Source organism: Blautia stercoris, from assembly GCF_054657695.1.
Window position 1 is genome coordinate 72,240 of the sequence record NZ_BAAHYF010000003.1, and the last position, 11,638, is coordinate 83,877.

Sequence of the window (11,638 nt, forward strand, 5' to 3'; positions counted from 1 at the left end):
ACAACGTAGCAGATGGAAATTTACACAAGTTATTTAATGAAATATCATTGATACAGGACTAGGCTGTCTGATGAATAAAAACGGGAAAATCGGACGTTTTTGCCAATAGTCCTATCATAGCATAGTTTTATCGGATTAGCAAAATAAATCAACGAAATTTGACGATTTTTGGACAAAAAAGAAGAGTATTGAATTTGAGACAATACTCTTCTTTGAGTGAATTCATATTAAAGTTCGATTTCTTTGGAAGCATCGGTATCAGAATCTTTTTCATCCGCTGCGGCTTCACTGCTTTCTTCTTTTTCGATTTCGTTTTCTTTATCTGCTTCGTTATCTGTTTCTGTTTCTTTTGGTTCTTCTTTGCTTTCTTCGACTGGTTTGAAGTCCTCTTCTTCTTTGGAAGATTCAAACTCTTCTGAGGTGTCAGACGGAGAATCAAAAAATTCGTCATCCTCAAAGATAGTTTCATCATCGAGTTTATCTAAATCATCGAGGATATCATCCGTATGTTCTCTTACTTTCTGAACGGTTTCTTCTACGGTTTGTTCCACTTTTTCTTTTAAGCGGGAAGCAACGTTTGCGGCAGAGGAAGCGGTTTCTTTGATATTATCATGAAAATCTGCAAAATCCTCTTCAAGCTGAGGGTCTTTTTCTTTTTGTTTTTTGAGATAATATGCAACGGCTCCAGCTGCAGCTCCAAGTGCTCCAAATCCTAAAGCTTTCTTATAAAAACTACCCATATACATACGTCCTTTCTAACTGTCTGTTTTTATTATTACCATTATAATACATTTTAACAAGAATGTGAAATGAATTTTTTACAAATAAAAGATATTGCATGTAGGACGAAGAAATATTATACTAAAAAAGAGTTAAGAATGTAGAAGCAATGATTTACATTCAAAAGAATAACAACGGAGAACTTAAGATATGAAAAGAATCTTATTAGCCAGTGGCTCACCGAGACGAAAAGAACTGCTTACTCAGATGGGATGTGTATTTGAAGTCTGTAAAAGTGAAGCAGAAGAGGTCATTACAAGCACGAATCCAGAAGAAGTCGTGATGGAGCTTTCGAGCCAAAAAGGAGAGGACGTATTTTCAAAAACAACAGGAGATGTCTGCGTTATTGGAGCGGACACCGTAGTTGCTGTGGATGGAAACATTCTTGGAAAACCGGCAGATGAAGAAGACGCGGTGTCGATGTTAAAAAAGCTTCAGGGAAATTCTCACTTTGTTTATACAGGAGTGAGTCTGTTTGTGAGAGAAAATCAGGCAGAGACAAAACAGACTTTTTTTGAAAAGACAGAAGTTGTATTTTATCCGATGAGTGAAGAAGAAATTAAAACTTATGTACAGAGCAAAGAACCGATGGATAAGGCGGGAGCTTATGCAATTCAGGGACTCTGTGCAAAATTTATAAAAGAGATAAGAGGCGATTATTATAATGTGGTAGGTATGCCGATTTCAAGATTATATCAGGAAGTAAAAAATATGGGAATGAGCTGGAAGGACTGGGAGAACAAATGATAAAAGCATGTATTTTTGATTTAGACGGAACAATTGCAGATACGGTAGAATCGATTGCGGTAGTGGGAAACCGTCTGCTGAGCCATTATGGACTTAAAGAACAGCCGGTAGAAGGATATAATTTTTTTGCCGGAGATGGGGCAGATGAGCTGGTAAGAAGAATTTTAGAGGCATCCGGCGGAATAGATAAAGTTGATTATGAAGAAGCAAAACAGATTTACCGTAAATGGTTTGAAGAGGACCCGTTTTATCATGTAAAGCCGTTTGACGGCATTGTGGAGATGTTAAATGGATTAAAAAAAGAAGGCATTAAGATAGGTGTCTGCTCAAATAAACCACATCATGCAGCAGTAGATGTGGTAAATAAAATATTTGGAGAAGAATTGTTTGATAAAGTGCAGGGTCAGACTGCCGAAATTCCAAGAAAACCTTCTCCACTTGGACCACTTGCGATTGCGAAAGAGTTCAATGCCAAACCTTCAGAGTGTCTTTATATGGGAGATACCAATACAGATATGGATACCGGAAATGCCGCAGGAATGTTTACAATTGGTGTGACCTGGGGATTTCGTCCAAGAAAAGAACTGGAAGAACATCATGCAGATAAAATTGTAGACAAACCGGAAGAAATTCTGGCTTATGCAAAAGCGCATAAAAATGTGTGATAGCATAAACCATTAAGGTTTCAAAGGGAGTATCTCGATTTGAGATAAGAGCACAAAACACGTGAAAACGGTTTTTGGAAAAAAGATGATAGGATTAAGGAGGAAAAACGAATGAATGAATTTAGTGAGGAGTGCTTGATTACGTTTTTAAGAAATCAGGAACAACTGTTTCCAGAGCCAGTTGCAGAAACTGTGGAAGAAGCAGAAGCATTTTTGGAAGATTGCATGGCAGTTGTTGTGGACACTTTAGAAGAAGTAAAAGAATATTTTGAAGAAAATGGTATGGATGTCGATGAAATGTCCATGAATGAACTTGAAGAAGCCAGTGAAGTATTTGCCCTTCCAAATGGTCAGTATTTGATTGTAGAGGGCTAAGAGGCAAAAGAAGGCAGGTAGTTTTTTCGTTAGGAAAGACTGCCTGTTTTTTAAATATTTTGGGTGATTAAAAAAGAAAGTGAGGCAGACCGCATGGAAATAGAAAAAGTCTTAAAAGAGCAAAGAAACTTTTTTGAGACGGGAGCGACAAAATCAATCCAATTTCGTCAGAACGCATTAAACAGGCTTGAAATCATAATTAAAAAACATGAAAGAGAAATTGCAGATGCCTTAAAAAAAGATTTGCATAAAAGTGCGTTTGAAAGTTATATGACAGAAACAGGCCTTCTTTTAAATGAGATTCGTTATGTAAAAAAACATCTGGCCGGCTGGATGAAAGAAAAGCGGGTGCCGACACCCCTTGCTCAGTTTCCGGCAAAAAGTAGGGTAATTGCAGAGCCTTATGGTGTGGTCTTAATTATTGCACCGTGGAATTATCCGTTTTTGCTTTGTCTTCAGCCACTTATTGATGCAATTTCAGGAGGAAACTGTTGCGTGATAAAACCATCTGGAGCATCGACAGTGTCTTTTAAAATGATAAAAAAGATAATCGAAGAAGCATTTCCTTTAGAGTTTGTAGCTGTAATCAAAGACGGGGAAAAGGAAAATAAAAAGCTGTTAGAGCAGAAATTTGATTTTATTTTTTATACAGGCGGACCAAGAGTTGGAAAACTGATTATGGAACAGGCAGCAAAACAGCTGACACCGGTTGTACTTGAATTGGGAGGAAAGAGTCCTTGTATTGTAGAAGAAAGTGCGGACTTAAATCTTGCGGCTAAAAGAATTGTGTTTGGAAAATTTTTAAATAGTGGTCAGACCTGTGTTGCGCCGGATTATGTGTTGGTTCAGGAATCCGTAAAAGAAGAATTGATTTTAAAAATGTGTAAATGGATTCACAGAATGTACGGAAAAGAACCGTTAAAGTGCAAAGATTATCCTAAAATAATTTCAAGTTATCACTATGAAAGGCTGATGAAGCTGTTAAAAGAAGAACTGGTTGTAAGCGGAGGATATGGACGAAAAGAAACCTTGCAGATTGCACCGACTATTTTAAATGAAACTGACTTTGATGCGCCGGTGATGCAGGAGGAAATTTTTGGTCCCATTCTGCCGGTGATTGGATTTGAAACCATAGAGAGAGCCGTAAATCTGGTAAAACAAAAGGAAAAACCGCTTGCACTCTATTTATTTACAAAAGAGCAGTCTGTCAAAAAACAGGTGCTCTCACAGCTTTCCTTTGGGGGCGGATGTGTCAATGATACCATAGTACATCTGGCAACTTCCTATATGGGATTTGGAGGAGTCGGTGCAAGTGGAATGGGAAGTTATCATGGAAAAGCGGGATTTGATACGTTTAGTCATAAAAAGAGTCTGCTTGTAAGAAAAAGTAAAATAGATATTCCGATTCGCTATCTTCCTTATCGAAAGTATAAGAATTTATTCCTGCATTTGTTTTTGAGATAACTATTTTTTGACGTTCCAATCGAACACCTGTGAAATTGCATAGATTTTATTCTTTGTTTAGAAAATTTATAAAAATTTGTTAGCACTCAACTAAAATGAGTGCTAATTTTTTCTTGACTTTTTACTCTTTAAGTATTAATATTGATTTTAGCAGCAGAAAAGAGAAGTTTTCTGCAAAAAGAGAAAGTAAAAGGAGATGTTTATATCATGGCTAGTAAGCGTGGTAGTTTATCAATTAACAGTGACAATATTTTTCCAATTATTAAAAAGTGGTTATATTCCGACCATGACATTTTCTTCCGTGAATTAATTTCCAACGGATGTGATGCAATTACAAAATTAAAAAAATTAGAGGTAATGGGAGAATATACATTTCCTGAAAATCATAAAAATCAGATTCAGGTAATTGTAAATCCAGAAGAAAAAACCCTGAAATTCATTGATACCGGTCTTGGTATGACTGCAGATGAAGTAGAAGAATACATTACTCAGATTGCTTTTTCAGGAGCAACCCAGTTCCTTGAAAAATATAAAGATAAAACAAATGAAGACCAGATTATCGGACACTTTGGTCTGGGATTCTACTCTGCATTTATGGTTGCCGATGTAGTTGAAATTGATACTCTTTCTTACAGAGAGGGAGCACAGGCAGTTCACTGGTCTTGTGATGGTGGTACAGAGTATGAACTTGAAGACAGTAATCGTACAGAAGTCGGTACTGAAATCACCCTGCATTTAAATGAAGAAAGTCTTGAGTTTGCAAATGAATACCGTGCAAGAGAAGTTATCGAAAAATATTGCTCATTCATGCCGGTAGAGATTTATCTTTCCAAGGCAAATGCTCCGCAGGAATATGAAACAATTGATGAAGCTGACTTAAGAGAAGATGATGTTGTTGTAGAGCATATTCATGAAGATGCCAAAACAGAAGAAAAAGAAAATGAAAATGGAGAAAAAGAAGTTGTAGAAGTTTCTCCTGCAAAAGACCAGGTTAAGATTAACAAAAGACCGGTTTCTTTGAGCGATACACAGCCTCTGTGGATGAAACATCCAAATGAGTGTACCGAAGAGGAATATAAAGAATTTTATCGTAAAGTATTTATGGATTATAAGGAGCCGTTATTCTGGATTCATTTAAATATGGATTATCCGTTTAACTTAAAAGGTATCTTATATTTCCCGAAAATTAATACGGAATATGAATCCATTGAAGGAACCATTAAGTTATACAACAATCAGGTATTTATTGCAGACAACATTAAAGAAGTTATTCCGGAATTTTTAATGTTGTTAAAAGGCGTGATTGACTGCCCTGATTTACCACTGAATGTATCAAGAAGTGCTCTTCAGAATGATGGATTTGTTAAGAAAATTTCTGAATATATCAGTAAGAAGGTGGCAGATAAACTTTCCGGAATGTGCAAGACAGACCGTGAAACTTATGAAAAATACTGGGATGATATCAATCCGTTTATCAAATTTGGCTGTTTGAAAGACACTAAATTTTCAGACAGAATGATGGATTATATCCTGTATAAGAATCTGGATGGAAAATACCTGACTCTGGAAGATTACTTAAAGGAAAATGAGACAGAAGAAGAGGCAAAAGAGGAAGCTGAAACAGTAATCGAAGAGAATAAAGAAGAAACAGCAGAAGAAATTAAAAAAGATGCTGAAGAAGGAAAAGAACCGGAAAAAACAACGGTTTATTATGTAACAGACGAAGTACAGCAGAGCCAGTACATCAATATGTTTAAAGAAGAGGGACAGGATGCGCTCATCTTAAAGCATAACATTGATTCTGCATTTATTTCTCATGTAGAGCAGAAAAAAGAAACTGTAAAATTCATGCGTATTGATGCAGACATCAATGAATCTGTAAAAGCAGACGGCGAAGAAAACTTAGAAGAGCAGACCAAAGAGTTAGGCGAAATCTTTAAGAAAGCATTAGGAAAAGAAAATCTGACAGTAAAAGCCGAAAAGCTGAAAAACGAAAGTGTTTCTTCTATGATGACAGTGACAGAAGAAAGCCGTCGTATGCAGGAAATGATGAAGATGTACAATATGTACGGCATGGATTCCTCTATGTTTGGCGGACAGGAAACACTGGTATTAAACTTAAATAATAAACTGGTGCAGTATGTGCTGGCAAACAAAGAAGGAGATTTAACCAAACTGGTATGCGAGCAGTTATATGATTTAGCTGTGATTACGCATAGACAGCTGACTCCGGAAGAGATGACAAAATTTGTTGCAAGAAGCAATGAAATTATGATGGAAATGACAAAATAATAAGGTGAACCATAAAAAAGTGTCCCTGAGTTTGTAGAAAAATTCAGGGGCACTTTTGTTTCATTTAAGAGTTAACAGTATTTTTTATCTTCTCCGTTTTTAAAGACGGTCATCATTTCACGGGTCAGGCTGATTTGTTCCGGGTCATCCGGAATATTTTCACGTTCCATCCAGACTGCCATGGAAAGTTCTTCTTCATCAAGAGAAATCGTATCTTCTCCATCCAAATCACAGAAAAATCCAAATAACAGTGTTCCGGAAAAAGACCAAGGCTGGCTTTTATAGAAATGCAGATTCTTAACCTTTAATCCAACTTCTTCCATTACTTCACGTTTTACGGTTTCTTCAATGGTTTCCCCAATTTCGGTAAAACCGGCAATCAGTGCGTAGTGAACGTATTCACGACCCGCATATTTAGATAAAAGCAGTTTGTTTCCATTTCGTACTGCTGTGATAACTGCCGGACAAATTTTTGGATATTCGATTGTGTTGCAGTTCGGACAGTGAAGCATACGTTCTTTTGTATCTGATTTCATTGGAGAACCGCATTTTCCACAGAATTTGTGTTCATTGTACCATGTAAATAACTGCCATCCGGTGATTCCGGCAAAGGCGAGGTCTTTTGGTCGTGCAGTACGGAAAAGACGATTATTTTCAAAGTGATAGTTTGAAAAAAGAGCTTCTGGAAGTTCAGGGATAAGATAATAAGAAACCTTATCAATAGAAAACAGATAGATAAATGTTTCTTTTGCTTTTGGATAAACGGAAACAACTTCAGAGAATTTTAAAAACGAAATAGTTTGTTCTTCTTTTTTTACAAAAACAGTGTTGTCTTTATAATGAAGAACAATATCTTCAGGATTTGGTTCGTGAGGGGTATATTCGTTGTGATAAATATGTGGGTAAATATCTTGTATCATAAGTAAAATTCCTCCTGTAAAGTTATGTTAGATATTTATGAAGGCTTTTTAACCTTCACTTTGTGGTACATTTATATGCCATGTTTTAGACAGAAAGCATGGCAATCTGGTGTTTTTTAAAAAATGTGATGACAGCTTCATCCCAGAGAAGATCCAGTGATTTATCCATAGAAAATAGTTTCATGGAAGTGCCGGTGGTACAGATTAGGGAAGTACCATCATACTGCAGATTTAAATAAAGCCCATAAATATCGTTGATGCTCCAGCTTGAAGCATTTTTCAAGAGAAGCTGTTCGGAAGCCTGTCTGGATAATTGAAATACAATTTTAAAGGAAAGCGGTGTTTTTTTTCCTTTGATAATAGAAAAACAGTAGGGCTTTACTTCCTGCCACAGGCAATGGGTGCGACCGCTTTTTGTAAGGGCTTCGGCTTCTTCAGTGTCAAAAAATTCAGGGCGCAGGGTTCCATCAATTTGAAAGGTTGAAAATGTGGTAATTGAAGCCTCACAGAGCCAGAATGAGTCAAATTCTTCTGAAATTAAGAGCCGTGCCATAAAATCTTTGACATCTTGTACGTTTAATGCAATCATTGAAAAACCTCATCTTTTTTGTGTTTACTTTTTTAAGTATAAACGATTCGGTAAAAAAATCAAAGTCTTTTTAAGGAAAAAGCCTTTTCAAGTATAGTGTTTTATGGTATTATAAAACATAGTATTAGAAACTACATATAAGAGGGTGCAATATGAGATATAAAATTGTGATAGACAGTTGTGGAGAATTAGTAGAAAAATGGAAAGACAGTCCGGCTGTGGAAAGAGCATCGTTGACACTGACCGTGGATGATGAAGATATTATAGATGATGATACTTTTGACCAGGCATATTTTTTAAAACGAGTTGCAGAGAGTCCAAATTGCCCGAAATCATCCTGCCCGTCACCAGAACGTTATATGTCAGCGTATGATTGTGAGGCAGAACACGTATATGCAGTAACACTTTCTTCTGAATTGAGCGGTTCTTATAACAGCGCAGTTCTGGGAATGAATTTATTAAAGGAAACACATCCGGATAAAAAAATTCATGTGTTTAATTCTCACTCTGCGTCGGTTGGACAGACCTTAATTGCTTTAAAAATTGAAGAGTGTGAAGAACAGGGGATGGAATTTGAAGAAGTAATAAAAAAAGTAGATGCCTATATCAGTGAACAGAATACGTATTTTGTGCTTGAAACGCTCGAAACACTTCGTAAAAATGGAAGATTGAGCAATTTAAAAGCATTTGTGGCAACTGCTTTAAAAATCAAACCAGTGATGGGTTCTACACCGGAAGGTACGATTGTTCAGCTTGACCAGGCAAGAGGAATGAATAAAGCAGTGATGAAAATGGTTGATTATGTGGTAGAACGCACACCAAATCCGGCAGAAAAGGTGCTGGGAATTAGTCATTGTAACTGTCCGGCACGTGCACAGGCAGTAAAAGAGGCAATTTTAGAGCGGATTCCGGTAAAAGATGTGGTTTTGTTAGATACTGCGGGTGTCAGCAGTATGTACGCAAATGATGGCGGAATTATTATCGCAATGTAATTTTTGCAGATGAATGAAAATGAAATAGAAGCCTTAAGAAGTCGGAGAAACCGGCTTCTTTTTCTATGTGATAAGAAATCAGAAGAGGATAAGACAGATGTATGAAAAATTTTTAAAGCAGATAACAGATTTTATTTTTATAGACCAAGAGCCTCAAAAAGCAGATATTATTTTTATTCCGGGAAATGGATTTCCAAATCCATCTGAGCGTGCAGCAGAGCTATATCGAGAAGAGTTTGCGAAGAAGCTTCTGCCATCTGGTCATTATAGTGTAGTGCTTGGTCATTTTGCAGGAGTTTTGCAAAAACAAGAACTGTATCAGGGAAAGTTTGAAACTGAATGGGAATTTTTACAGCAGGTATTAGTTCAAAACGGAGTGGATAAAAAAGACATCTTAAAAGAAGATAATGCAACGTATACTTATGAAAATGCAATTTATTCTAAGAAAGTGACGGATAAAGAAGGGATGGAAGTAAAAAAAGCGATTCTCTGCTGTATGCCGTATCATGCAAGAAGAGCGTTATTGTATTATCAACTCTTATATCCGGAAACTGAATTTTTCGTGTGTCCGGCAAAAGAAAGCCCGATAACAGCCGAGAACTGGTATTTATCAAAAGAGGGGATTGAGACTGTGCTTGGAGAAGTAGAACGCTGTGGAAGTCAGTTTCATGAAATTTTAAATGAGATAAAAAAAGAAGTCAGGTCATAGATTCAAGTTGAACATTCGTGAGATTTGAATCTATGACCTGACCTGTAAAAAATTTATTTTTCTTCGTTTGCTGTTTCGTTTACTTCTTCAGAATCAAATGAGGGTTCTTCCTCGTCTTCACTTGGTTCATATTTTGCAAATACGATCCGGAAGGAAATGGAATTTACATAAGCAACAAAGGAAACTCCCATTAAAAACCATAACAGGCTTCCATAAGCTAAGGTTGTCTTGGTTAAGAATGTAAAGACAACCAGACCAATTGGTAAAAGTACGATTAAAAGAGTACGCGGCAGGTTTAAGATACTGATTAAAACTGAATTTTTTATGGTATCTTTGATTCCGTTTTCAAATCTTGCAATGTATGGAAAGATATAGGAAAACAGCAAAATATAAAATGTAATAAATGCACCGACTAAAACACGGAAAACGTTCTGTAAAGCAGCCGGAAGCATATTTGCCGCACGAAAGTCAAAGGCAAGCAGAGCACCGATAACAAGCAGAATCAGCCAGATAATCGTAGAGATTTTGAAGTTTTGGCGGAATCCTTTAAAAAAGCCTTTTGCAATATAGGAATCTTCTCCTTTTACCATCTTTAAAGTTACCGAATAAAGTGCGGTAATGGATGCACCAATTGTAACAATCGGAATACAGCAAATCAGGCATAAAATATTTAAAATCATCAAATCACATAAACGGGACAAGAACCTCATAACCGGACTGTCCATATTAAAAAAACTACTCATCGTTGTTTCAATCCTTCTTTCTGTGTGTTAATGTTCAGTTTTGTCAGTTTTGTCATTTTTGTCAGAGAAAGTCTGGCTGTGCAAAGACTCCGGAAGATAAATATGAACGGTTTCAATTCGGTTCTTTTTGATTTTGTCAACCACCAGACGTATCTGGTCAGGGGTTGTGACAGATTCCCCGGTTTCTGGAAGTCGATCGAGCTGTTCAATAATATAACCGCCAATCGAATCATAATCTTCTGAGTCCATGTTAACATGGAGAAAATCACTTAAATCATCAAGTCGTGCAGAGCCTTTTGCTATGTATTCTCTGTCTGGAATGATTTCTGTTATATCATCCTCTTCTGAATCATCATATTCATCATGAATATCGCCTACAATTTCTTCTAACAGATTTTCCAGAGTAATAATTCCGGCAGTTGCACCGTATTCATCCAAAACAACGGCAAACGAAACTGATTCTTCTTTCATTTCCATAAGCAGTTCAGAAGTTTTTTTGTATTCAAAGGTAAAATACGGTTCTCTCATAATGCTGGATAAACAAAATTCTTCCTGCTTGTCTAAGAGCAGTAAATCCTTGACGTTGACAATTCCAACGATATGATCGGTTGTCTCTTTGTAGATTGGGAAACGTGTGTGTTTTTGTGCACGGAATAACTCAATTAAATCTTCGTAAGAACTGTCCTCATCAATAAAAGTGACGTCAATACGAGGAATCATAATATCACGTGCTAAAGAATCACCGAAATCGAATACATTATTAATCATTTCATGTTCTTCATTTTCAAGCACGCCCTCTTGATGACTGACATTTACAATGGTACGCAGTTCATGTTCTGTAATGGTGCTTCCCTTTTTACTGGAATCCACCCGAAGAATGGTAAGGATTCCCTGTGCAAGCTGATTGACGATAAAAATAACCGGAGTTAAAACCGTCATAAGCGCATAAATCGGTTTTGCATAAACCAGTGCAATTTTTTCAGCATGAATTGTAGCAAGTGTCTTTGGGGTGATTTCACCAAAAAGTAAAACCAGCAGGGTAAGAAGTCCGGTGCAGACTCCGACGGCTGCATTTCCAAAAAAGCGGATAGCCATAGAGGTTGCAAGGGAAGAGGCTCCAATATTGACGATATTGTTACCGATTAAGATTGTGCTTAAAAGTTTTCCGGAATTATCGGTTATTTTAAGCAGGATTTTGGCATTGTTATCACCAAGTTCAGCAAGACTTTGAATACGAATTCGGTTTGCAGTTGTCATAGATGTCTCTGCAGATGAAAAAAATGCAGATAAAGCCAGTAGGATAATCAAAATGAGAAACTGTATGGCATCGCTGGAATCCAATGAATCTTCACTCCTTTTTGT

General features: G+C 36.7%; 12 protein-coding genes. 7 read left to right on the plus strand and 5 right to left on the minus strand.

Going from position 1 to position 11,638, the window contains the following annotated elements:
• Positions 1 to 227 precede the first annotated feature (227 nt).
• Positions 228 to 740, minus strand: coding sequence for a hypothetical protein (locus ACYQ2D_RS16330; protein ID WP_187558365.1), 513 nt, complete (start codon positions 738 to 740; stop codon positions 228 to 230).
• A 190-nt stretch (positions 741 to 930) separates the two neighbouring features.
• On the opposite strand from ACYQ2D_RS16330, the gene ACYQ2D_RS16335 reads away from it, so the two are divergent.
• The 5 genes from ACYQ2D_RS16335 to htpG all read left to right on the plus strand — a co-directional run bounded on the left by ACYQ2D_RS16335 (position 931) and on the right by htpG (position 6,323).
• Positions 931 to 1,527, plus strand: coding sequence for a Maf family protein (locus tag ACYQ2D_RS16335; protein ID WP_187558366.1), 597 nt, complete (start codon positions 931 to 933; stop codon positions 1,525 to 1,527).
• The gene (locus ACYQ2D_RS16340; RefSeq protein ID WP_459786253.1) at positions 1,524 to 2,192 is read left to right on the plus strand and encodes an HAD family hydrolase; all 669 of its coding nucleotides are present in this window, start codon (positions 1,524 to 1,526) and stop codon (positions 2,190 to 2,192) included. Before ACYQ2D_RS16335 ends, ACYQ2D_RS16340 begins: the two co-directional genes overlap by 4 nt.
• 111 nt (positions 2,193 to 2,303) lie before the next feature.
• Complete coding sequence (locus tag ACYQ2D_RS16345; protein ID WP_022303005.1) at positions 2,304 to 2,567, plus strand: hypothetical protein; 264 nt, start codon at positions 2,304 to 2,306, stop codon at positions 2,565 to 2,567.
• Between the two features lie 66 nt (positions 2,568 to 2,633).
• Positions 2,634 to 4,031: an aldehyde dehydrogenase gene (locus ACYQ2D_RS16350; protein ID WP_459786340.1), complete on the plus strand. Its 1,398-nt coding sequence runs from the start codon at positions 2,634 to 2,636 to the stop codon at positions 4,029 to 4,031.
• A 207-nt stretch (positions 4,032 to 4,238) separates the two neighbouring features.
• Entirely contained in the window at positions 4,239 to 6,323 is a 2,085-nt protein-coding gene (gene htpG, locus ACYQ2D_RS16355; RefSeq protein WP_117456032.1) for a molecular chaperone HtpG, read from the plus strand.
• A gap of 71 nt (positions 6,324 to 6,394) precedes the next feature.
• Here the strand turns inward: htpG and nudC are convergent, their stop codons facing one another.
• A complete protein-coding gene (gene nudC / locus ACYQ2D_RS16360; RefSeq protein ID WP_459786255.1) occupies positions 6,395 to 7,243 on the minus strand; it encodes an NAD(+) diphosphatase in 849 nt (282 codons plus the stop codon).
• An 85-nt stretch (positions 7,244 to 7,328) separates the two neighbouring features.
• The gene (locus ACYQ2D_RS16365; protein ID WP_459786257.1) at positions 7,329 to 7,832 is read right to left on the minus strand and encodes a DUF5721 family protein; all 504 of its coding nucleotides are present in this window, start codon (positions 7,830 to 7,832) and stop codon (positions 7,329 to 7,331) included.
• 152 nt (positions 7,833 to 7,984) lie between these two features.
• On the opposite strand from ACYQ2D_RS16365, the gene ACYQ2D_RS16370 reads away from it, so the two are divergent.
• Together ACYQ2D_RS16370 and ACYQ2D_RS16375 are read left to right on the plus strand one after the other, a co-directional pair.
• Positions 7,985 to 8,824 (plus strand): DegV family protein, encoded by an 840-nt coding sequence (locus ACYQ2D_RS16370; RefSeq protein ID WP_022303000.1) that lies wholly within the window; start codon positions 7,985 to 7,987, stop codon positions 8,822 to 8,824.
• 97 nt (positions 8,825 to 8,921) lie between these two features.
• Positions 8,922 to 9,533 (plus strand): YdcF family protein, encoded by a 612-nt coding sequence (locus tag ACYQ2D_RS16375; protein WP_187558372.1) that lies wholly within the window; start codon positions 8,922 to 8,924, stop codon positions 9,531 to 9,533.
• A gap of 53 nt (positions 9,534 to 9,586) precedes the next feature.
• On the opposite strand, the gene ACYQ2D_RS16380 is transcribed toward ACYQ2D_RS16375, so the two are convergent.
• Complete coding sequence (locus ACYQ2D_RS16380; RefSeq protein ID WP_459786259.1) at positions 9,587 to 10,276, minus strand: YesL family protein; 690 nt, start codon at positions 10,274 to 10,276, stop codon at positions 9,587 to 9,589.
• A 27-nt stretch (positions 10,277 to 10,303) separates the two neighbouring features.
• On the minus strand, positions 10,304 to 11,617 hold the full coding sequence (locus ACYQ2D_RS16385; protein WP_459786260.1) for an HlyC/CorC family transporter: 1,314 nt from the start codon (positions 11,615 to 11,617) through the stop codon (positions 10,304 to 10,306).
• Positions 11,618 to 11,638: the final 21 nt, after the last annotated feature.